21 protein-coding genes are annotated in these 23,400 nt (G+C 45.7%); 14 read left to right on the top strand and 7 right to left on the bottom strand.

The features are described 5' to 3' along the window. The first annotated feature begins 1 nt into the window (after position 1). Positions 2-865 (top strand): tRNA (adenosine(37)-N6)-threonylcarbamoyltransferase complex dimerization subunit type 1 TsaB, encoded by an 864-nt coding sequence (tsaB, locus tag QUB16_RS05350; protein WP_333314564.1) that lies wholly within the window; start codon positions 2-4, stop codon positions 863-865. 43 nt (positions 866-908) lie between these two features. Here tsaB and QUB16_RS05345 read toward each other — a convergent pair whose 3' ends face one another. Then, positions 909-1,238, bottom strand: coding sequence for a hypothetical protein (locus QUB16_RS05345; protein WP_333314562.1), 330 nt, complete (start codon positions 1,236-1,238; stop codon positions 909-911). A gap of 84 nt (positions 1,239-1,322) precedes the next feature. On the opposite strand from QUB16_RS05345, the gene QUB16_RS05340 reads away from it, so the two are divergent. Then, complete coding sequence (locus QUB16_RS05340) at positions 1,323-4,145, top strand: CHAT domain-containing tetratricopeptide repeat protein (protein WP_333314559.1); 2,823 nt, start codon at positions 1,323-1,325, stop codon at positions 4,143-4,145. Between the two features lie 558 nt (positions 4,146-4,703). Here the strand turns inward: QUB16_RS05340 and QUB16_RS05335 are convergent. Both QUB16_RS05335 and QUB16_RS05330 read right to left on the bottom strand, forming a co-directional pair. Continuing rightward, positions 4,704-5,525 carry an SDR family NAD(P)-dependent oxidoreductase gene (locus tag QUB16_RS05335; RefSeq protein ID WP_333314558.1) on the bottom strand — a complete coding sequence of 274 codons (822 nt, stop codon included), beginning with the start codon at positions 5,523-5,525 and terminating at the stop codon, positions 4,704-4,706. 697 nt (positions 5,526-6,222) lie between these two features. Beyond that, positions 6,223-7,656: a carotenoid oxygenase family protein gene (locus tag QUB16_RS05330; RefSeq protein WP_333314555.1), complete on the bottom strand. Its 1,434-nt coding sequence runs from the start codon at positions 7,654-7,656 to the stop codon at positions 6,223-6,225. A gap of 73 nt (positions 7,657-7,729) precedes the next feature. Here QUB16_RS05330 and QUB16_RS05325 point away from each other — a divergent pair, with 73 nt between their 5' ends. From QUB16_RS05325 to QUB16_RS05295, 7 genes are all read left to right on the top strand, one after another. Continuing rightward, entirely contained in the window at positions 7,730-8,743 is a 1,014-nt protein-coding gene (locus QUB16_RS05325; RefSeq protein WP_333314604.1) for an LD-carboxypeptidase, read from the top strand. A 104-nt stretch (positions 8,744-8,847) separates the two neighbouring features. Beyond that, positions 8,848-9,606: a class I SAM-dependent methyltransferase gene (locus QUB16_RS05320; protein WP_333314553.1), complete on the top strand. Its 759-nt coding sequence runs from the start codon at positions 8,848-8,850 to the stop codon at positions 9,604-9,606. A gap of 221 nt (positions 9,607-9,827) precedes the next feature. Then, positions 9,828-10,829: a cytochrome c oxidase subunit II gene (locus QUB16_RS05315; RefSeq protein ID WP_333314550.1), complete on the top strand. Its 1,002-nt coding sequence runs from the start codon at positions 9,828-9,830 to the stop codon at positions 10,827-10,829. 78 nt (positions 10,830-10,907) lie between these two features. Beyond that, positions 10,908-12,713 (top strand): cytochrome c oxidase subunit I, encoded by a 1,806-nt coding sequence (ctaD, locus tag QUB16_RS05310; RefSeq protein WP_333314548.1) that lies wholly within the window; start codon positions 10,908-10,910, stop codon positions 12,711-12,713. 290 nt (positions 12,714-13,003) lie between these two features. Continuing rightward, complete coding sequence (locus QUB16_RS05305) at positions 13,004-13,627, top strand: heme-copper oxidase subunit III (RefSeq protein WP_333314546.1); 624 nt, start codon at positions 13,004-13,006, stop codon at positions 13,625-13,627. A gap of 193 nt (positions 13,628-13,820) precedes the next feature. Further along, complete coding sequence (locus QUB16_RS05300) at positions 13,821-14,201, top strand: HNH endonuclease (RefSeq protein ID WP_333102328.1); 381 nt, start codon at positions 13,821-13,823, stop codon at positions 14,199-14,201. A gap of 165 nt (positions 14,202-14,366) precedes the next feature. Continuing rightward, complete coding sequence (locus QUB16_RS05295) at positions 14,367-15,599, top strand: hypothetical protein (RefSeq protein ID WP_333314543.1); 1,233 nt, start codon at positions 14,367-14,369, stop codon at positions 15,597-15,599. 14 nt (positions 15,600-15,613) lie between these two features. On the opposite strand, the gene QUB16_RS05290 is transcribed toward QUB16_RS05295, so the two are convergent. The 4 genes from QUB16_RS05290 to QUB16_RS05275 all read right to left on the bottom strand — a co-directional run bounded on the left by QUB16_RS05290 (position 15,614) and on the right by QUB16_RS05275 (position 18,597). Beyond that, entirely contained in the window at positions 15,614-15,913 is a 300-nt protein-coding gene (locus QUB16_RS05290; protein ID WP_333314541.1) for a (2Fe-2S) ferredoxin domain-containing protein, read from the bottom strand. Between the two features lie 123 nt (positions 15,914-16,036). Then, a complete protein-coding gene (locus tag QUB16_RS05285; protein WP_333146687.1) occupies positions 16,037-17,011 on the bottom strand; it encodes a cysteine synthase A in 975 nt (324 codons plus the stop codon). Between the two features lie 65 nt (positions 17,012-17,076). After that, positions 17,077-17,658, bottom strand: coding sequence for a Uma2 family endonuclease (locus QUB16_RS05280; protein ID WP_333314538.1), 582 nt, complete (start codon positions 17,656-17,658; stop codon positions 17,077-17,079). Positions 17,659-17,958: 300 nt separating this feature from the next. Continuing rightward, positions 17,959-18,597 (bottom strand): peroxiredoxin, encoded by a 639-nt coding sequence (locus QUB16_RS05275; RefSeq protein ID WP_006632618.1) that lies wholly within the window; start codon positions 18,595-18,597, stop codon positions 17,959-17,961. Positions 18,598-18,757: 160 nt separating this feature from the next. On the opposite strand from QUB16_RS05275, the gene QUB16_RS05270 reads away from it, so the two are divergent. The 5 genes from QUB16_RS05270 (at position 18,758) to QUB16_RS05250 (ending at position 23,213) form a co-directional block, all read left to right on the top strand. Continuing rightward, the gene (locus QUB16_RS05270; RefSeq protein ID WP_333145777.1) at positions 18,758-19,033 is read left to right on the top strand and encodes a hypothetical protein; all 276 of its coding nucleotides are present in this window, start codon (positions 18,758-18,760) and stop codon (positions 19,031-19,033) included. Between the two features lie 628 nt (positions 19,034-19,661). Next, positions 19,662-19,823, top strand: a complete 162-nt coding sequence (locus QUB16_RS05265; RefSeq protein WP_333314535.1) for a cupin domain-containing protein — start codon at positions 19,662-19,664, stop codon at positions 19,821-19,823. A 561-nt stretch (positions 19,824-20,384) separates the two neighbouring features. Continuing rightward, the gene (locus tag QUB16_RS05260) at positions 20,385-21,260 is read left to right on the top strand and encodes a ChaN family lipoprotein (RefSeq protein ID WP_333314533.1); all 876 of its coding nucleotides are present in this window, start codon (positions 20,385-20,387) and stop codon (positions 21,258-21,260) included. Positions 21,261-21,312: 52 nt separating this feature from the next. After that, positions 21,313-22,566, top strand: a complete 1,254-nt coding sequence (locus tag QUB16_RS05255; protein ID WP_333314531.1) for an AAA family ATPase — start codon at positions 21,313-21,315, stop codon at positions 22,564-22,566. Next, positions 22,563-23,213 (top strand): retron system putative HNH endonuclease, encoded by a 651-nt coding sequence (locus tag QUB16_RS05250; protein WP_333314529.1) that lies wholly within the window; start codon positions 22,563-22,565, stop codon positions 23,211-23,213. Before QUB16_RS05255 ends, QUB16_RS05250 begins: the two co-directional genes overlap by 4 nt. The last annotated feature ends 187 nt before the right edge of the window (positions 23,214-23,400 follow it).

Genomic DNA, 23,400 nt, shown 5'->3' with positions numbered 1-23,400 from the left:
CGTGAATAGCAATCCCCAAGACGGAACATCTGTTAAAAAATACGGCTTAGCCCTGCACACAGCTAGTCGCGAACTCGGTTTAGCCATCAGCAATTTTGCCGGGGATTCTCGCTGCCAAACTTGGAATTTGGATCGGGATTTAGCGACTCATTTGCATCAGTATTTAGTCGAGTTTATTGGACCGCAAACTTGGGCGGATTTGGCTTTTATTGCAGTGGCGAAGGGGCCCGGAGGTTTCACGGGGACTCGGATGGGTATGGTGACGGCGCGGACTTTGGCTCAACAGTTGGATATTCCGGTTTTTGCGATTTCCACTTTGGCGGCTGTGGCTTGGGCGGAACCCCCCCAACCCCCCCTTGCTAAGGGGGGGCTTTTGAGTGCAGAACCTCCCCGCGATTTTGTAGGGGCGGTGCCCCCGTGCCCGCCCCCACCTACAGATGATTTCATGGGCATTTCAGGCATCGGGGCAACCACGGGGGGTTTGCCCCTACAAGAAAATGAAACCGCCCTGCCCCAACCAGGGCGGGTACGGGGGCACCGCCCCTACAAGGGGGGGCTTTTGAGAGAGGATATGGCTCTGCAAATGCCTGCACAGCGGGGTCAATTGTTTGGTGCTGTTTATTCAGTTAACAGTAATTCTGGTGTAATTGAGTTGTTTCCTGAGACGGTGATGACTCCTGAATCTTGGCAAGAAAAGCTGGATAATTGGGGGAAGTCTTATCAGTTAATTGAAGTTGGTAGCGAGTTGGGTTGGTCGGTTTCTAGTGTGTTAGAATTGGCTTATTTGGAGTGGCAAATGGGAAGCCGTCCTGATTGGTCGGATGCTTTGCCTTTTTACGGGCAACATCCGGTTAAGGGACACTGAATATTGGGAATAGGGAATTGGTAATTGGTAATTGGTAAATTGTTTATTTAAGGGCGATACAAACTTCGAGGCAAAAAGTTAATGTTAGGGGGTCTGGGCTTTCGGTTCGCAATCGATCGATCTCAGCTCGATCGCAGCCGCGAGATTCCATAAAATCAAGCATCCAGTTCGTTATTGTAGCGAGATCGATGTATTTTGCTCCGAGACAAACAGGGCAAATTTCTGGGCTGAGGGTACCGGTGCCCCCGCATTCGGGGCAATCCCAGTGGGTTGTTACGGGATCGGGGGTAGTTAGGATGTTGTTCATGCTGGGAAAAAGTACGCGCGGCGTAGCTATCCGGCAGGGAATCGCATTACTCGTTAACTCTAGCAAAAATGCCGATCGCCCTGACTTCTTCCTGCCTTTACACTAAGGGGGCTAGCGACTAAAATTGACAACAATACAAAAGGGGTGGCTATGTTCGATCGCACTCAATGGTTTTTGGCTGGTATGTCGATCGCACTTTCGGTTCAGTTAAGTCAGCCACTTGCAGCAGCCGTGCCCGTTGGTAAAGTCGTACAAACAGCACAAACTAACGGTAACGAGGCTGCTAAAAAAGTATTTGAAGAGGCAGAAAAACTTTACCAGCAAGGAACAGAGAACTCAAAAAGAAATGCGATCGTCAAATATGAAGAAGCATTAAAACTGTATCGGGCAATCCGCGATCACCGTGGGGAAGCTCTCACCCTCAACAACATAGGTAAAATCTACGGACTATTGGGAGAATACAAAAAAGCGCTAGAGTATTACAGTCAGTCCCTTCCCCTATTTCGGGCAATCGGAGATCACCGTGGGGAAGCTCACACCCTCACCACCCTTGGCAATCTCTACGGAGTATTGGGGCAAATACAGAAAGCGCTAGACTATCACACTCAGTCGCTTCTCCTATATCGGGCAATCGGCGATCGCAGTGGGGAAGCTGCCGCCCTCAATAGCATCGGCGGTAAATACTCAGCTCGGGGAGAACACGAGAAAGCACTAGAGTATTACAACCAGTCGCTTCCCCTGAGTCGGGCAGTAGGCGATCGCGGTAAGGAAGCTCAAGCTCTCCTAGGCATCGGCAGTGTCTACTTAGAAGTGGGAGAAAAACAGAAGGCGCTAGACTATCACAGTCAATCGCTTCCCCTGTTTCGGACAACAGGAAATCGCCGTATGGAAGCTTTCACCCTCAACTACATCGGCGGTATCTACTCAGAATTGGGAGAACAAAAGAAAGCATTAGAGTATCACAGCCAGTCGCTTCTCCTGAGTCGAGCAATCGGCTCTCGTCTTTTTGAATATCGCAGCCTCACCAACATCGGCAATGTCTACTCAGCATTGGGAGAAAAAAAGAAGGCGCTAGAGTATTACAGCTCGTCCCTTATCCTGATTCGAGCATCAGGTGGTGATCGCGTTGGGGAAGCTATTATTCTTAACAACATCGGCAATGTCTACTCAGCATTGGGAGAAAAACAGAAAGCGCTAGAGTATTACAACCAGTCACTTTCCCTGACACGCGCACTAAACGATGTCGCTGGGGAAGCAAACACTCTTTACAACATAGCTTCTGTCAAACGCAACCAAAACAATCTTTCTGAAGCCCTCAACTACATTGAATCCTGTCTCAAAATAATTGAAAATCTCCGCACCAAAATAGCCAGCCCAGAATTTCGTACTTCATACTTTGCCACAGTACAAAACTATTACGAATTTTACATCGATTTGTTAATGCAACTGCATAAAACTAATCCTAAATCCGGTTATAATATCAAAGCACTAGAAGCCAGCGAACGTTCAAGATCCCGCAGTCTTCTCGAACTTCTTTTTGAAAGTAACGCCAACATTCGCGAAGGCATTTCACCCGACTTAGTGCAACAAGAAAAGAGCGTGCAACAAGAACTCGATGCTATTGAAAAGCAGCGCATCAAAACAATCAGCATTCCCAGTCCCAACGCAGCTAAAATTGCTGAAATTGATAAACAGCGCCTCGTACTTTTGGAACAATATCAGCAAATTCAAAACAGGATTCGTACTGCTAGCCCCCGTTACGCAGCCCTCACCCGGCCCCAACCTTTAACGCTACCAGAAATTCAGAAACAGATTCTTGATAAAAACACTATTTTATTGCAGTATTTCCTTGGCGAAAACCGCAGCTATTTGTGGGTGGTAACATCAACAAGACTAACCAGCTATGAATTAGCAAAACGCGCAGATATTGAAACAACAGCTAAGAACTTCTTAGAAGCAATAACTAGCCCAGTCCAGAGAAATATTTCCCAACAAGTTGCCCAAGCAAGTACAAATCTGGGTCAAGTGATTTTGCAACCCGCCGCAGCCCAATTAGGCAATAAACGGTTATTAATTGTTCCCGACGGCGTGCTGCACTATACCCCTTTTCAAGCTTTAACTCTTGCCAAAACCGCCGGAGAAAATACCACTGTTCCCTTAATAGCCGAACATGAAATTATTACCTTGCCTTCGGCCTCAACTCTCGCCATTCTCAGGCAAAACTACGGAGATAGAAAACCACCCAGCCAAACTTTAGCAATTTTAGCAGATCCTGTTTTTAGTCCAGATGATGAAAGAATTAAAGGCAAAATTACCCAAGCAACGACAGAAAAATTAGAAGCAAACAACCTCGGTTTAAATCGCTCGCTTCGTGCTTCTAATCGGCAATGGCCGCCCGAACGCCTCGCATTTACCCGCCAAGAAGCCCAAACAATATCCAGCTTATTCCCCTCAGCTTCTAGCAGTCAAATACTTGATTTTGATGCCAGTCGCACTACGGCTACCGAGGGGAGTTTAGTTAATTATCAAATTGTTCACTTTGCCACCCACGGCCTTGCCAATAGCAAAAATCCCGAACTGTCAGGAATTGTGATGTCGATGGTAGATGACAAGGGCAATCTTGTCAATGGTTTTTTGCGCCTCACGGATATTTTCAACTTGAAACTGTCAGCAAATTTAGTGGTTTTAAGTGCTTGTCAATCGGGCAGGGGACAGAATATTAAAGGCGAAGGAATGGTGGGATTAACAAGGGGCTTTATGTATGCGGGGGCGCAGCGGGTGGCGGTGAGTTTGTGGAATGTGGATGATGAGGGAACTTCTGTGTTAATGCAAAAGTTTTATCAAAAAATGGTGCAACAAAAGTTAGCGCCGGCGGCAGCTTTGAGGGCGGCGCAGATGGAAATGATGCAGCAGGAAAAATGGAAATCGCCCTATTATTGGGCGGCTTTTACCTTGCAAGGGGAGTGGAAATGATATACAGCACTTTTGCTGGTAAGTAAGTACATAGCCCTTGTAGGGACACGGCAATGCCCATTGGTGTCAACTTAACGTTAAACCAGTAGTCCGACAATCCGATAGTCCGATAGTCCGACAGTCCGATAGTCCGATAGTCCGACAGGGAATGAATTCCCTGTCTCATAGCTAAAGTCCTCTGAAGAGGACTAATGAGTTTAAAAATTCGGCGTTGCTGGGCGTTGCTACATACAGGTAGGAATTCAGATTTCCCAATTGCTATAAGACAAGTAGGGTGAGTTTTGTAACATCAAGCAAAAAGTTGATTCCTACCGTGAATCAGCAACGTCAAAAATTCTTTTTCCCAGTCCTCTTCAGAGGACTTTCGCTATGAGACAGGGATTTCAATCCCTGGCGGACTACGGGGTGGGCGGGCAGACTACCGGGTGGGCGGGCTGACAGCTTAAGTTGACACCAATGGGCCGAAGAACCCGCAACGGGCAAGATGCCCGTTCCACAAAGAATGAGTTTTCTTGTGGGGAGTAGGGGTTGGGCCGGAGAGCCCGCCCATAAAAGGGTTTATCGCCCGCTAGCTAAAGCCTCCCGCAATTTGCGGCCCCGCGATTTATCCCGAAGTTCGGGAGTTGCCATCCGCAACACAAAATCCAGCAACCAAGGCGCAATTCGGTGACACCAAACTGCTAGATGACTTTGCCATCCTACCAAGATTTCCGGCGCATCTTTCTGCAATCCGGCGACAAGTGCTAGGGCAACTTTTTCAGGAGTTGTGGGCACTACCCAGCGGAATTGCTCCAAGTCTCGCACCATGTCGGTATCTGTTAGTGATGGCAGCAAAGCTGTGACTCGAACATTGTACTGAGTTAACTCGCTGCGTAAAGCTTGGGTGAATCCCAAAATGGCAAATTTGGTAGCAGAATAAGTCGCCATTGTGGGAGCGGCTATTTTGCCCATTAAGCTCGAAACATTGACGATTGTTCCCTCTTTTTGAGTCGCCATTCGCCGAGCTATCAAGCGGGTAATTGTGTAGGTTCCGAGCAAGTTTAAGGCGATTTCTTCCTCGATTAATGGCAGCGGCGAACGCAAGAATGATGCTTGGTGCGCGACGCCTGCACAGTTGACTAGCAGGTGAATCGGGCCCCAATCTCGCCAAGCTTGGGCGATCGCAATATTCACCGCTACTGACTGAGTTAAATCCAAAGCTAACGGCACTACTTCTGTGCCCAAAACATCGATTTCCTCTGCCAGTTCAATTAATTGCTTGCGGTTGCGCGCCACAATCAACAAGCGTTTGACTCCTTGTCTCGCTAATTCCAGGGCGATCGATCGCCCAATTCCGCGCGAAGCTCCTGTAACAAGAGCCGTTTTTCCTTGAAGTTGCATAGATTAAACCTTTTGGTAGATGCTCACCGCGGCACGGAGTTATGAGTTGTGAGTTGTGAATTATTAGTTATGAGTTGAATGTTTTGGCGGTAACAACTCATAATTCATAATTGTTGAAAAGGCTATCTTGTTTCGATAGACCTCATTTACTTGTGGGGTTAACTCAAAACTAAAAACTTTTGAATCGCTAACGTGCGCGTGAGTTGAACTAAACTTTGGGTTGGCCAGAAATCAGTCAAATATCTGGTCATTTAACCTCATTCAAGCAGACAAACCTGAGATGGGCAAACCTAGTCGAGAATCATGTCAAAGCGGGCTTTATTACCGCTTTTTCTTCAGTCTGCAGAGGCGGACTTTGCCTGTGTAGCCGCGAATTTATTCGCCGGGTATTGGTTTCCTTCAGTCTGCAGAGGCGGACTTTGCCTGTGTAGCCACGAATATACGCCGGGGATTGGTTATTCGCCAGGGCTTAATTACCCCTTTTTTTAGTCCGCAGAGGCAGACGATATCCTGTGCCGCCGCGACTTACAATCGCTGGGGATTCGTGCGAATTGGCACAGGATAATTGAGCAATGCAGATTATCAATTCCACACCTCCTAGATATGAGAATTTCCTATCTACACACACCTTAACAACTTGACAGAGAAGCGGCAACAATTTTTAATAAATCTTCCGCAACACTTCTTTACAATTTTCTCAGACTGCCGATTTCCAAGTGCCGTGAAAGCCCAAAGGTATGACACCGGGCAGTTCTAGCTTGCAAACAGGTTCGCGGGAAAGTCCGTCGCTGTCAAATATCCAGACTTCGCTGCTGTCAGAATTGCCGTCGTAAACAACTGTTACTATCCAACCTTTCTCCGACGAAATATCTGGAACGTAGATGGGCTCTGTGGGATAGCGATTTTCGCCCAAGTCGGCAATTGTGAGATTGCGGGTTTGCGTGTCCAAACGGGCGATCGCACCGAAACGTTCCGGTACAATATCAACGTCAGGGCGATACATTGCCAGATAAATATATCGTGCGTCTTGCCCTATTTCGGCAGCAGGTACGATCGGAAACTCACAAGGTTTATCCAACAATTCTTCTATTCCTGTCACTTTCGCCGTCAGAGGATTGAGATGCACCCGCCACAGAGTCCCCTCCGCATCGGTGCGAGTTTCACCTGTCGCTACTTCTTTGAGCCGCTGATTAGTTTTAAAGTCAGCGAAGCGCACAAAATCAACCGCCACCGAACCATCTTCCTTCACAAAACCATTAGCAAAATGCCACTGGAACCAAGAATCTGTTTCGCCGCGACTAACTAAAGATAGAGTTTCCGAGTCCAAAACTAATATCTGGGTTCCTAACTCGGGTTTCCATTCAAAAGAGTCGCTATAACTGCTAATTCCAGCTAACACTGGTAAAGCTTTTAGTCGCATCGGCGGTACAAAAAATATTAAATACTTGCCAGCTAAAACAAAATCGTGGATCATGGAAATTCCATCTAAAGCCACAGTTGCTTTTTGCTGAATTTTGCCTGTAGCATCGCTTTTATAGAGATTCAACTTTGTAGTAGCACCAATAGTAACTCCAAAGTTGTAAATATTGCCAGTCCTGGGATCGCATTTGCCGTGAGCAGAATAGGGAAATTCTCCTGCAGGATTTCCTAAATTATCGATGCCAATAGTTTCTAAAGTTTGCAAATCGAGGCTGTGAGGCGGGCCTGCTTCCCACAAAGCTAAAAGGCGATCGGGCAAAGCTAAAACAGAAGTATTGGCAACATTTTTAACAGTTTTAGTCCACCGCAACCACACAGGGCCCGGTGCTGTCATGCCATAATTACTGTAGAGAAATTTATCAGCTTTTTCTTCAGCTTGATAGCCCGCTGTTTGCACGTAGCGATAAACAGCAGCAGCACCGGCATCGGTAAAATGTACTGCCAAAATTGCACCGTCGCCGTCAAACCAATGTCCCGCATTCATGCCGCCGCGTTCCAAACGTGCGGGCCCGTTGCGATAGAGAGTGCCGCGCAATCCTTCGGGAATTTTACCAGTTTTAACCAATAGCTGAGTCAGCGGAAACTCTGCCGCCGGACGCGCTAAAGATTTAGCCCAAGATTTTTTAGCGGAGATTTTAGTGTCGGTTTTCATTGTAAACTCGCAATTTTAAACTGATCTGACAGAAATTTTGCTATACAATTATAGCAAAAATTACCTAACACCTATGACTCTCCGCCGCCGTGCTCTGCTCAGAACTTTTGGGCTGACTGCTATTGGTACTCAGCTTTTGCCCCTCGCCCAAACTAACCTATCTCCCAAAAGTGCGATCGAGCCGCGCCGCCTGCAAGTCGGCGATACTGTAGCTTTAATCAATCCTGCCGCTTTCAACTACGAAAAAGAAGTGCAGCCATTTTTTAAAGTTCTGGATAACCTGGGTTTAAAAGTTAAATTGGGAGAGCATTTTTACGATCGCTACGGCTATTTAGCCGGCAAGGATGCCGATCGCGCCGCCGATGTCAACGCAGCCTTTGCCGATGACTCAGTGCAAGCTATTTTTACCGGGATGGGCGGCTGGGGCTGCGGTCGGATATTGCCACTCCTGGATTACAATATTATCCGCAACAATCCCAAAATTATTATGGGATTCAGCGATATTACTGCGCTGTTATTGGCGATTTATGCTAAAACTAATATAGTTACTTTTCACGGCCCTTTAGGTGTGTCCACTTGGAGTCCCTTTACAGTAAATTACGTCAAAAAAGTTTTGTTTGAGGGCGGCTCTATAACCATGCAAAACTCCCCAAGCGTGCAAGTTCAAACAATCGGGCGCGGAACCGCTAGGGGAAAACTAATCGGTGGCAATTTATCAGTAATAGCAGCAATGGTGGGTTCTGCATATTTACCGGAGTGGGAAAACAGTATTTTGTTTGTTGAGGAAGTTGGCGAAGAGGTTTATCGCATCGATAGAATGTTGACCCAGCTCAAATTAGCGGGCATTCTCGATCGAATATCAGGTTTTATTTTCGGACAGTGTACCAAGTGCGAAGCTGAAAAACCCCAAGAGTCCCTAACCTTACCTCAAGTCTTGTCCGACCACATTGGCCCTTTGAATATTCCTGCGTGGTATGGTTCAATGGTGGGACACATCCGGGAGCAGTTCACTTTGCCGATCGGCAAACAAGTCGAAATCGACGCTGACTCTGGTACAATCAAACTGTTAGAATCCGCTGTCCATTAAATCTTGAACTCTTCTGGATATTCCCGATGCAGAGCCTCTGGATCTGCGTTACCAGGCACAGCCAGGGAACGAGAAATAAATTTAAACACAAAATCCGAAATATCGTGAAAAAAACCGCACAATTAATTAAACCCTTAACAGTAATAATATTGACAATTCTTTGCCTGTTGCCGCTTAATGCCTGTGCAGCAGCAAGTAAAACTGCCAACAGCGACTCCATTTATCAGCAGCGAACTGTCCACAATCCCGACGGAATCGGCAAATTTTACATGGGTCGAGAAATTGCCCAAGTCATGGGATATCAAGGCGCTAGTTGGCTGGAAAGACCGTCTCGCGGCATGGAAGAAAAATCAGCTCGATTAGTCAACAATCTCGATTTAAAACCCACCGATATTGTCGCCGACATTGGAGCTGGAACTGGCTATTTTAGCTTTCGCATCGCTCCCTTAGTTCCACAAGGAAAGGTTTTAGCAGTTGACGTGCAGCCGGAAATGATTAATTTTCTAGAAGTGAATAAACAAGAAAAAAATATCGCTAACGTTGAGCCAGTTTTGGGCAGTATCGACAATCCGAATTTACCGGAAAACAGCGTAGATTTAGTTTTGATGGTCGATGCTTATCACGAATTTGCATATCCCAGAGAAATGATGCAAGGAATTGTGAAAGCACTCAAACCGGGAGGCCGCACGGTATCGATCGAGTATCGGGGCGAAAACCCGCTGATTCCCATTAAAGGTTTGCACAAAATGACGCAGAAGCAGGTGAAAAAAGAAATGGCCGCCGTGGGTTTAGTATGGAAAGAGACAAAAGATATGTTACCCCAGCAGCATTTGATGGTGTTTGAGAAAAAATCTCAAATTTAGCAGCCAAACAGAGCGATTATATACCATTTTTAATCATTTTTGTCAAGGTACAAAAGACGTATTTTTGAGGCGCGCGGGCGATCGGTCAAAAATTCTAAGCCTTAAGTAACCCTTAAGAGAGACATTTTACTAAAAATACCATTTACAATTAAAAATTGATAACCCAGAGGCGCTTCCTTCATTTTTCAAGCGAAGAAGTGTCGCTATTAAGAAGTACCAGCGTGAACATTCCAAGTTCCATCCTCACCATGCTCGCCGGCATCGGAGTGACTCTGATCAGTCTCTGGTACGGGCAGAATCACGGTTTGATGCCGATCGCCGCCTCTGACGAAGCATCCGACATAGACGCACTTTTCAATACAATGATGACTATTTCCACTGGACTATTTATCATGGTGCAGGGAATTCTCATCTTTGCTGCAATTAAATATCGCCGCCGTCAAGGAGACAACACAGACGGGCCGCCTTGGCATGACAACTTTCCCTTAGAAATTCTTTGGACAGCCGTGCCGGCGGTGATTATTTTAGGAATCGGAGTCTACAGTTTTGAGATTTACAACTCAATGGGGGGCCTCGATCCGATGGGGAATCACGACCACGGCACCATGCAAGCGCACTCTAAAATGCGGGGAAGTGCGATCGCAGCCACACTCTCAGATACACCCCAAAATGCCCCTCAAATTCCGTCTCAAAAACTGGTTGCTTTAGGCGTAGGCGCTTCCCCAGAAAATGAAGACAAACCAGCAGATTTAGTTGTAAATGTCGTGGGTTTGCAGTACGCCTGGATTTTTAGCTATCCAGAAAGCGGCGTTAGTTCCGGCGAACTGCATATGCCAGCCAACCGCGACGTACAGCTAAATATCTCAGCTCAAGACGTGCTGCACGCATTTTGGCTGCCGGAATTTCGCCTCAAACAAGATGCAATTCCCGGGCGGCCGAGCGAACTGAGATTTACACCAACTAAAACCGGCGAATACCGGGTTGTTTGTGCTGAATTGTGCGGCGCTTATCACGGAGCGATGAAAGCTGTAGCAGTCGTTCACACGCCCGAAGAATTCGACGGTTGGCTGCAAAGCCAGCAAGTTGCTAGCAGTCAAAACTTAGAGCAAGCAGTTGCAGTCAATCCAGGGGAATTGTCAGACGGTGAATTTTTGGCTCCCTACGTCAGGGAAATAAAAATTAATTCCGACACCCTAGAACAACTTCACCCAACTCATCACTAAAAATAGTCATTAGTTCCTGGCACTGGGTCTTCGATCCTGAGCTAATAACTAATGACTAATAACTAATGACTAATAACTATGACACAAGCACAGTTCCAAGAAAGTGCAAACACTGAGGCTCGCGGAACAGCGCCCGCCGATAGACATTGGCGCGACTACTTCACTTTTAATACCGACCACAAAGTCATCGGTATTCAATACCTGGTAACAACATTTATTTTCTATCTAATCGGCGGCGTGATGGCAACTTTGGTACGAACCGAACTCGCCACCCCCGACGCCGATTTTGTCACACCCGAACTCTACAACAGTTTATTTACTGTTCACGCGACGGTGATGATCTTCCTGTGGATCGTACCCGCAGGAGCCGGATTTGCTAACTTTTTGATCCCCTTAATGATCGGGGCCAAAGACATGGCATTTCCCAGACTGAATGCGATCGCCTTTTGGATGATTCCCGTAGGTGGCGTGTTGCTGTTGAGCAGTTTTTTGGTAGGAGCTCCGCAGGCTGGTTGGACATCCTATCCGCCTTTGAGTTTAGTTACTGCTCAAGCCGGGGAAGAAATTTGGATTCTCAGCGTTTTGATTCTGGGAACTTCTTCGATTTTGGGGGCGGTGAATTTTGCCATTACCATCTTCACCATGCGGGTTCCGAGCATGGGTCTCAATGATATGCCTTTGTTTTGCTGGGCGATGATTGCGACTTCAGCGCTGAGTTTGATTGCTACTCCAGTGTTAGCCGCAGCTTTGATTTTGCTGTCGTTTGACTTGTTAGCAGGGACGGCATTTTTTAACCCGACCGGCAACGGCGATCCCATCGTCTACCAGCATTTATTCTGGTTTTATTCGCACCCCGCAGTTTACATTATGATTCTGCCCTTTTTCGGGGTGATTTCAGAAGTTTTGCCGGTGCATTCCCGCAAGCCAATTTTTGGTTATTTGGCGATCGCCTATTCCAGTCTCGCGATCAGCTTTTTGGGCTTGATCGTGTGGGCGCACCATATGTTTACCAGCGGCACTCCCGGCTGGCTGCGGATGTTTTTTATGATCACGACTATGATCATCGCCGTACCAACTGGGATTAAAATATTTAGCTGGTTGGCAACTATTTGGGGAGGAAAACTCCGGCTTGTCAGCGCCATGCTATTTGGGATGGGTTTTATCTCAACATTTGTCCTCGGCGGCATCACCGGGATCATGGTAGCTTCCGTACCTTTCGACATTCACGTTCACGACACTTATTTTGTCGTCGCTCACCTGCACTACGTGCTGTTTGGCGGCTCAGTGTTTGGCATTTACGCTGCTTTTTACCACTGGTTCCCCAAAATGACGGGGCGGATGATTAATGAATTTTGGGGTAGAGTTCACTTTGTTTTAACCTATGTTGGCTTTACTGTAACTTTCTTGCCGATGCACGCTTTGGGGATGCAAGGAATGCCTCGGCGGGTGGCAATGTACGACCCGAAATTTACCACAATTAATGTCATTTGTACTGTCGGTTCTTATATGCTGGCAGTGTCTACAATCCCGTTTATCATTAATGTGATTTGGAGCTGGATGTACGGCCCGAAAGCAGGTGACAATCCTTGGCAAGCTTTGAGTTTGGAATGGATGACGACTTCGCCGCCCCCGATCGAAAATTTTGAAGGAGTGCCGGTATTGGCAACAGGGCCTTACGATTACGGCATGGAAAAAATTCAGAATACAGGGGAACGTCTCAGGCTCAAGCTGAGGGAAAATGCCACCCGCAACGCCCAGAAAACAGGTATTCCTGTTGCGGAGGCTCAAGCTTCAACTTTCTTTGGCGGTACTGCCACTTTGGTCGCTCCTGAATCAGAGATAGATGTTGATTCTCCTGCTGATGAAAGTCAAGATGGCGAATAGTTATTAGTCATCAGGCATTAGTTATTAATGTCAACAAACACGTCTAACGTAGTACGGATCTGCTATCTGACGATTAAGCTCTCGATCCCCCCTAGCCCCCCTTAAGAAGGGGGGAACCGGACACACTCTTTCGTCCCCCTTCTTAAGGGGGATTGAGGGGGATCGAGACTCCGCTATAAACGAGAGATACAAAGATTCTCAGGCAATTGTTGGCACTAATGTCCTCTTCCTTCTTCCTTCTTGCCTCTTCCTTCTTCCTTCAACATCTCATTACCAACTAGCAATTTCTTATGCAAATTCCAGCGATCGATCCGACAAAAACAGCCCTAAATTACCACCACGAGGGCGAAGTAGAAGCACACGGTGTCGAGCATCCCGACCACCGAATGTTAGGCGTAATTGTGTTCCTGTGCGCTGAAGGCATGATATTTTTCGGTATGTTTGCCGCGTATTTGATTTATCGGGCGATGGCCCCCGTGTGGCCTCCTGAAGGTACGCCGGGGCGAGAGTTATTGCTGCCGGGAATCAATACGGTGATTTTGATTGCTAGCAGTTTTGTGATTCACAATGCTGATAGTGCAATCAAAAAGAATGATGCCGCGGGAATGCGGAATTGGTTGCTCGTAACTATTGCTATGGGCACAGTTTTCTTGGCAGGTCAGGTTTACGAATACACTCATTTAGAGTTTGGCTTGACGACTAATTTGTATGCCAGTTGCTTTTACGTTTTGACTGCTTTTCACGGCTTGCACGTTACGTTTGGAGTGCTGTTGATGGCGGGGGTAGTGTGGCGATCGCGCACGCAAGGCCATTATTCTAGCGAGCACCACTTCGGAATCGAAGCGACTGAGATTTACTGGCACTTTGTCGATGTGATTTGGATTATTTTGTTTTTGTTGCTGTATATTTTGTGATCCCAGAGGCTTTTCAACCTCTGCCACAAGAGATTTGTATGACCCCCAATTGGGGGTTTTTTTATTGTTTGGAGAGTGCGATCGACTTTCATATCAAGTCCGGTCGAGCGACCGCGATTTTCGTAGGGGCGGGTTCACCAACAATACCTGCCAATAATTGACAATCTCAAAAACCCGCCCCGACCGGGATATTATGGTTAATCGATCGACTTTCATTCACCTCCTCAAAGCCGATCGCGCTAAACTAAAAGTAGCAATTCTCCTATCCAGCAGCATTGAGAAAATTATGCAGTGCGAATTGTGCGATCGACAAATGGAAGCATTAACCGCCCATCACCTCATCCCCAAACAAAACACCAAGCGCAAAAACGAAGATCCAAGCCCGACAATCGACATTTGCTCAGCCTGTCACCGCCAGATTCACTCTCTATTTGACAACAAACACCTCGCCCAAGAGCTCAACACCCTGGAAAAGCTCAAAAATAACCCAGAACTCCAGAAATTTGTCTCTTGGATTAAGAAACAAAAAACCGACAAACGCATTCAAGTACGCGGCAAAAAAGCTCGATCGTAGGGAGCGAGCTCAAATATATAGTCCTCGACGCCCTTACTGTTTCAAAGCCAATTTATTCATAAATTTTTCGTTTCCTAACCCAAAATTTTGCAGCGCAGCCCGGTTTGTTGGCCTAAATCTTAGTATAGTAATTTACTTATTCGTAACAAGCTGCCAACTATTATCATGAACCTCACCTCCCTCGAACTCGCAAAAGACCGAGCGCGCATCTTCAAAAACTATCTCCAAATGGAAATAGATGCCCAAGCTAACATCAACAAACTAGCTTTTTTAGACCGGGGCATTGAAAAATCTCCTTACCAACAACACATTAAAAACTATCCCGATTATCTCAAACAGAAACCCGACGGCATAAAAGTAATTAGCTCTCTTCCCGGCCCCAATAATCCCCTCAAACTTACCCCATTTCCCAGCCTGGGAGAACTACCTCAAATTAACTCTCAAGCTTTAAGTTTCCTCCACGCAGACATCAAAGAAGCCTGCGTTTGCATTGGTACTTTTGTAGACGGCAAAATTCAGGCACAGTGGCTGGGAAAAAACGCACTTACCAATATTGAGCAGTGGAGTGCCACTAAAATTATCCCACTCCTTAATATCGTCAGTCAAGTAAATAGCAAATATCCCGACTGCGACATTGACAACTGCGTTGTTAGAGATGGCAACGGGCTAAGACACGATTTTTACTTTTACGATGTAGCAAAAGACATGATTAGCTATGCCTCAAATATAGGTAGTTCAAACTCCTTAGCTGCGATGTTCAAACGCTTCGATACTCGTATAGGACTAGAGCAATGGCTGAAGAGCGCTACTGGCAATAATGACCTAATTTTTCGCGGCGATTACGGCGAAAATCCTTATCACAACAACCCAAAAATCTTCGATCTCAGCAAAAAACAAGTGCTGCTAAGTGCCGCATTAAACAGCACCAAACAAAAAAATTCCGTATCTGCTTATGACTTGACCAGGCTAATTTCCATGTTAGGATGGCACTTCCATATCGAACAGCGATCGCGCATGAAAGGATCTCAGTGGAACAGCTTAGAAAGCATTGTCAGAGCAATGGGACATGATAGCGCTCGATATGTGGACGTAGCAATTAAAACTTTGGGGATGGATAGCCTTATAACTTCTCCAGTAATTATCTCAAAATTGGGTTACGGACTGAGCTCGATCAGGGGAACCCTAGAAACAGTTTATGTGGCTTTAGTGCGGTTTGTTGACGAGCGGCCGAAAGCGGCGGGAAAGCCGGCAAAACTCAGAACTTTAGCCATGAGTTTGCGGGCCGAAAAACCTGTAGGCGGTTCCACCAGTGTCGATCGCCTAGCGATCGAACAAGACGCCAGAGTCGCCGCCGAAGTCACGGAAATTCTCCGTCGGTTGTTTGCCGAAGAATTTTAAACGCGGGCTCACGACTACTTAGAAAGTCGGTGAAACTTGCGATAAAGCATCCTTTCCACTGGCTTTCCTCCCCGCAAATGTTGCTCAGTTATTGCCGCAACTTCTTCAGGGCAAACGCCATTGTACCAAACCTCTTCTGGCAGCACCAACACCATCGGCCCGTTGCCGCACTGTCCCAAACAACTGCTAGCAACAACTTCAACTTCTGAGGGCGACAATTGCTGAAAAGCTGCCAGTACCTTTGCTGAATTTTGCTTGCGACAAGTGCGGTTTTGACAGACAAGAACTTGCCTAGAAGATTCTGTGATTTTCATGTTTTTTTACTTGACATTCTGCTAAATATATGCTATTTTTTTATCATGGGAATAGGTGCGCGCATATACGCCCAGATTTTATATATGCCTAGATTTTAAGGTGCGCCGCAGCGCACCCTACGGTTAATCTGGTGACAAACCTTTGGAAGCCAACCATTGTCGATCGAACAAACGCGATTGATACCGAGCCCCGCCGTCGCAGAGTACCGTAACAATCGTATGTCCAGGCCCCATTTGCTTCGCTAAAGCCACAGCCGCCCCCACATTAATCCCCACAGAACCGCCCATAAACAGCCCTTCTTTTCTCAGCAGTTGGTAAATCACCCGGACAGCTTCAGTATCGTGAATTTGGATGGCGTCATCTACCGGGGCATTCTCCATATTTGCAGTCACGCGGGTGGTGCCAATTCCCTCAGTAATCGAACTACCTTCAGTCTTAATTTCCCCAGTTTTGAAATAACTGTAAAGCCCGCTGCCCATCGGGTCTGCCAAGACAATTCTAACAGCAGGATTTTTTTCTTTCAAAAACATTCCTACGCCAGCAAAAGTGCCGCCGGTACCGGTAGCTGTTACCCAAGCATCAATTTTCCCGTTTGTTTGTTCCCAAATTTCCGGCCCAGTTGTCTCGTAATGAGCTCGGCGATTGGCTAAATTGTCAAACTGATTTGCCCAGACTGCATTCTCCATTTCCTCCGCCAATCTTCCCGACAATTTGACATAATTATTCGGGTCTTTGTAAGGGACAGCGGGAACAGTCCGAACTTCAGCGCCCAAGGTTTTCAAAGCATCGATTTTTTCTTGAGATTGGTTATCGGGAATCACAATCATACATTTGTAACCTTTAGCGTTGCAAATGTGGGCCAAACCGATGCCAGTATTGCCCGCAGTGCCTTCAACAACAGTGCCGCCCGGTTTCAGCAAGCCTTTTTCTTCTGCATCTTTGATGATGTATAAAGCAGCCCGGTCTTTTACAGAACCGCCGGGATTGAGAAACTCTGCTTTACCGAGAATTTCGCAGCCAGTTTCATCGCTGAAGCTGTTTAAGCGAATTAGTGGTGTGTTGCCGATAGTGCCTACAAAGCCGTTTTTAATATCCATATTTTTTGCGTGTTTGCATCCTATTATTAATTTTTACAAGAAGTTGATATTTATTGCTACCACTTTTACCAAATCTTGCTCATATTGAGTACGAATCCCGGCAAAACGGGGTCGCCGCTGACTGTCGCGGGATTCTCCAAACATTCCTCTGGTAAACCAGGACGGTAAATATAAACTCTGCGATTTTTGCGGTCAATTAACCAGCCTAACTGCACTCCTGGTTCTCTCATATATTCTTGCATTTTTTCTTGCAAGGGCTTGAGATTGTCAGAAGCCGACCTCAGTTCTACTACAAAATCCGGGCAAATCGGGGCAAACTTTTGCTTTTGTTCTGGTGACAAAGCATTCCACCGTTCCAGTTTAATCCACGAGGCATCTGGAGACTTGTCACCCATTGCAAGCTTAAATCCCGTACTGGAGTCAAAACAAATACCGGTTCCATCTTGGCGAGCCCAAATATACAACTCTCCAAAGACGCTACCGCTGCGATTTCCAGTCTCCGAACCAGTAGGGGGCATAATTAGCAATTCTCCCGATTTGTTGCGTTCAATGCGTAATTCACTATTGATTTGACAGAACTCGAAAAACTCGTCGTCTGTCATTTGCAATTTGGGCGGTATTCGCAACACAATTGTTGATGACAGCATTTTGCCTTTCCTCCAATCTAAAGTGTTTACACAAGATTGCACAATTTCTTTGTTTGTAGTTAGGACTTGAGTCCTAAAAAATCAGGATTAAGGACTCAAGTCCTAAATGTAAGCTGTTGTGGACTCAATTCCGGTTGTATCGGAATGATTAAACCACAGAGGGCACAGAGGACACAGAGAAAGAGAAGAGAGAGATAATAATTCCGATGTCAACGGATTTGATATGACGCGGGAATTATAGAGGTAAGGTGCTCCGTGGGCACCCTACATAATTAGGTTCTGCTTCCAGGAATGTTAAACCTATTTATTCGGCTGAGGAGTCATCCGCAAATAAGGCTTAATCGGCGTGTAGCCTTTAGGAAATTTCTCTTCCAACTCTTTCGGGTCGGTAATCGAAGGTACGATTACGCAATCGTCGCCATCTTTCCAATCAACCGGAGTCGCAACGCTGTATTTGTCCGTAAGTTGCAAGGAATCAATTACTCGCAAAATTTCATTAAAATTCCGACCAGTGCTCGCCGGATAAGTAATGCTCAAACGCAATTTCTTTTCCGGGTCAATCACAAAAACTGTGCGGATTGTTAAGTTGTTTAGCGAGTTGGGATGGATCATATCGTAAATGTCGGAGACTTTACGATCGCCATCTGCTAAAATCGGATAATTGAGGGTGACATTTTGAGTTTCCTCAATATCTTTAATCCAGCCCATGTGAGAATCCACATCATCGACGCTGAGGGCAATGGTTTTGACGCCACGCTTTTCAAATTCAGACTTTAGACGGGCCACTGCACCGAGTTCTGTGGTGCACACTGGAGTATAGTCTTTCGGGTGAGAAAATAACACGACCCAGCTATCGCCAGCCCAGTCGTAGAAATTGATTTCCCCTTCAGAGGAAGCTTGGGTAAAGTTCGGAACTGTATCGCCTAATCGCAGAGTCATAACGGATTTCCTCTAATTTTATTTAAGGACTGTTCCTTATCATGCCATAATTGCCCGGTTTCTCGATCGAGCTGTAAAGGATTCTAAACTTTTTGGTCGATCGATCGGCAATTCCACTACTGTAATGTATGTGTGGCTTATACCGCTAAATTTTCTTGCTATGCTTTACTTTTTGCTTAAGGCAATACAGCCTATTTTAGTCCCGCTGTGTTTTGTGTCCGCCTGGGGCATAGTTTTTTTGCTGTGTTTGAGTGTCGGGCGTACTGTCACCGACTCGATGCGCCGAGCTCAGCGGATGCACCAAATCCCTTGTGCTAACTGCGTATTTTTCACCGGCGACTACCACCTCAAGTGTCCCGTTCAGCCTACAATAGCTTTATCTGAAGATGCGATCGACTGTCCTGATTATCGAGGGCATTCGGGAATTTACGGTTAAAAAATCCGGCCGTCGCTTTACATATTTCTTAACATCTCTGGCTCTTTCAATTAAACTTAACTTGTGGTAAAGAGATTTTCAGGAGCAAAACTTAAGTGCCAAATAGTTTCCCAAACTTATCCACAGTTGAGCGCTGAGAGAAAGTTCTATGTGGAAAGTGGCAGAGTTCGCACGCATTAGTAGGAGTCCTCATGTTCTACGTTACGGCGCCTTTGAAAGTGAAGGCAAGTTAATCCCTGACAGAACACTCTTGAACCAGCGCATTTACTCAGAAAGTCAGTTTACAAAAATTGGTCATACTTAACTTGACTGATTAACATTTTGGGCAGTATGATTACACCAATGCCTACAAAAGGCTTAATTATCTGGTTTGTAAACCACGGTTTTGTCAAAACTGACCAGCCTGTTACAAGGTCGAACGGGAGTCCGCGCTTCGTTAAATTGGTTGAAAATAGTGGATGACTCATAGCTAAAAGCTTCAACCAATTAGGGTGGGCTACGCCCGAATTAACGCCTGTGGACAAGAAGGGGCCGACTCCCTTGGATGAAACAGGAAGCAGACCCTTCAGAAGTAATTCTGATTGAATGGTGAGACTTAATAAGTTTAGCCAAGTTTTGTGTAGCAGAGATGCACATTGACGACGAAAATCAATTCGTGGAAGCCGGAGATGCAGTTTACATCCCGCCAAACGCCAAGCAGTTTATTTACAACTGTGGCACAAAGCCACTAATATTTATTTGTATCGTCGATCCCGCGTGGCGGAAGGAAGACGAGACAATTTTCGAGTAATTTTCTAGTTTTTCTCCTTGTATGCTTGTTACCAGGCTCTGCCCGGTAACGCATATCTAGAGGCTCTGCCTCTACTGAAAAAAACATCACAAACCGAAAATTTCTTTGAATAACAACTTTAACAACAACAGCACCCAGCCATATGTACCGAGTGATTTCCTCTTTTTTCAACTTCGATGTGGAGTTGCAATAATCCTCGGATTCAGTTGCATTGCTCCCCTCTAATTAGTTGAGGAAGTGTCAGCTTTGTTGGTGGGTGCTGCTATTGGTTTTTAATGAGACAGATGTGAGATTATACAGCGTTTTTACTCCTTAGATTCTATTGTGAACTTCGCTGTGGTATCTAGATGTGGTATCTGTCAGAGAAGCTTTTTGTTTGCTTCATATTATTAATTTAGCACCTTCTTCTAGAAGCGCAAGTACCTGCAACTAAACTTTACAACTTTAGAAGTAACGGCGGATAATTATGAAGTTAAATTAAGCATTGAGCTTTCTAGCTGCTCAGCTAAAATAGTAGAGTCCGGCTGTGCTTGCTGCTGCGAGAAACGGCATAATATCTGTATGAAAACAACCAAACTCATCAAACTGTGTGCCTTGTCGCTGAGTATCTTTCTGCTGTGCAGCAGTGCAGTGACAGCCCAAACGACGGCGAACCCTCAACCTGGGCAGATTTACACTAACCAAGAGATTCTGCAACAGTTGGTAAAGGCAAAAGTCGTGTATCTGGGAGAAACCCACGATAGCGCGGAAGACCACCAAGCTCAACTGAAGATTATCCGAGAAATGCAGCGGCAAAATCGGAAAATTGCGATCGCGATGGAAATGTTTCAGCGTCCCTTTCAAAGCGCGATCGACAACTACTTAGCAGGTAAACTGACTGAACAGCAATTAGTCGAGCAAACAGAGTACGATCGCAGATGGCGTTTTCCCTGGGAATCTTACGCCCCCATTTTGCGGTTTGCCAAAGAAAATCAACTACCCGTCCTCGCCTTAAATACACCTTCCGAAGTAACGAGAAAAGTTGCCCGTCAAGGTTTAGAAAGCCTCACAGCAGAGGAAAAAAAGCACATTCCGCCAATATCCGAAATTCGCACCGACAACGCCGAATACCGGCAACTGCTGCTAGAAGTTTTCCAGCAACACCAAAAGGCAGGACAGGGAAATAGTACGGCTTTTGAAAGATTCTTGCAAGCCCAAGTTTTGTGGGACGAAACTATGGCGGAAAAAATAGCTGAATTTGTCAAAGCAAACCCCGACTATCAAGTTGTGGTGTTGGCGGGGAAAGGACACATTATTTACGGTTACGGCATTCCCAGTCGCGTCGAGAGGCGTTTGGGAGTCGGGAAGGTAAAAATGCGATCGGTTTTATTCAATTCCACTGAAAATCTTCCTTTGTCGGCAGATAGACCCATTGCTGACTTTGTTTGGAAGCATTGATTTGATATGATCTCAAAAATATAACCCACTAAGCCAGAGCGAGAACCAAATCGTGAAAGTCAAGCGTCTAAAAATGAACTCATTCCGAGGCATCAGCGATTTGACCCTGGAGTTTGATACAGATGAGCCGACTGTGTTCATCGGTATCAACGGTGTGGGAAAATCCAGCATACTTGAGTGTTTGGCTATTCTTCTCTCCTGGCTGACAAAGCGAATTCAAACTCCCAATAGTAATGGACGTTCTTTCAACGAAGATGATATCAAAAAAGGATGCAAAGAAACTCACAACGAAATTACAATTTCAATCAATGACTGGTCGGAAGTGGTATGGTCTTTAACCAAGGTCAGTAAAGGGCGAAGCAAGGATACTAGCAGCAACCTTGGGGAATTAAAAAGAGTTGTCGATCGCATACACAGTGAGTTAGATGCTAATTCTTACGCAGCATTGCCTCTGGCTGTTTACTACCCAACTAACCGTGCCGTACTTGATATTCCTTTGAAGATTAGGACGAAACATTCGTTTGAGCAGATAACTGTTTATGACGAGGTTCTCACGGGAGGGCAAATCGATTTTAGGCGCTTTTTTGAATGGTTTAGAGATCGGGAAGATTTAGAAAACGAAGTACGACTAAATGATTCCGATCAGTATCGCGATCGCGAACTAGAAGCAGTCAGATATGCGATCGCTAACTTACTAGACGGCTTTTCAAATTTACGAGTTAGGCGATCGCCTTTGCGAATGACTGCAGACAAACAAGGCGATGAACTGATCGTCAATCAACTATCCGATGGTGAAAAATGCTTGTTAGCACTAGCAGGAGATTTAGCAAGGCGTTTGGCGATCGCAAATCCGAATCCAGATTGCAATCCGCTTAAGGGTTCCGGCGTTGTTTTGATTGACGAGATTGAGCTCCACTTGCACCCAAAATGGCAACGGGCGATTATTCCGAACCTGAAAAAAACATTCCCAAAGTGCCAGTTTATAATTACGACTCATTCGCCACAGGTAATCAGCGATCTCAAATGGGTTCATCTTTTGAGGTCAACATCTGAAGGAATTGCGATCGATCGAGTACCATCCTTTGGGAAAGATAGCAATCGGATTCTAGAAACGCTTATGGGAACTCCCGAACGTCGGCAGGAAATTAAGGAAGATTTACGCGAATTGTTTCGCTTGATAGACAAGGGCGAACTCGGAAAGGCACGGCAATTTCGCCAAAATTTAGCAGACAAAATGGGAGAAGAAGATCCTGAATTTGTGAGAGCAGATTGGCTAATTCAACGCAAGGAAATTCTCAATAAATGAAATATATTCAAAAGCGGCAAGAACCTCAAATTTTTTCCGAATGGAAGGCTAAACAGAGGGCTCTAGGTGTCAACTATAATAATTACAAGGATTTTCGCAATCCTGAGAAAGACCCAGTACACAGTTCTTTGCTAAGTGAACAAGGCTACATTTGCTGCTACTGTTGTCAGAGAGTTGATAAAACCAATAGCCATATTGAACATCTAGCCCCTCAGAGCAAGACTGATGCAGAATTATCTGTTGAGTACACAAATATGCTAGCTTCTTGTGGCCGAGATACAAATCAGCCAGGGTATCGTTGGCCAGATCATTGTGGCAATAAGAGGGGGAATCTTGCGATCGGAGTTTCGCCACTACAAGCCAACTGTGAAGAATTTTTTAATTACTCTAGCACTGGTGAGATACTGCCTGCAAATAATTTAGATGATCCAAAAGATGCTCAAACAACCATTGAAGTTTTGGGACTCAATCATTATGACTTAATGCAGGGACGAATTGAAGCACTTAAAGTATTGCAAGGAATCATGACACAGGAAGAGGCAAAATTATGGGCTCAAGATTGTCAACAAATGAATGCACAAGGGCAATACCAGCCTTTTTGTAATGCAGTTTTGTATTTTCTCAAAGATTATTTTGGTGTTTCTTAAGTTGAATGTTACCCAAAGATGGCGCGATCGATCGGACTTAATATAAACTTTACCCCACCGCATCACCCGATCGCACAAAATTAAATCGCTCGATCGCAGATTGCAGAAACTCGATGCACCAAGGCACACTTTACATATCGGTCATCGGTCGGTTATATTTACTACAAACCGCGCGCCTGGTGTGGGA

Source organism: Microcoleus sp. D3_18a_C4, from assembly GCF_036702415.1.
Lineage (GTDB): Bacteria > Cyanobacteriota > Cyanobacteriia > Cyanobacteriales > Microcoleaceae > Microcoleus.
This window is presented reverse-complemented; position numbering and strand designations above follow the sequence as displayed.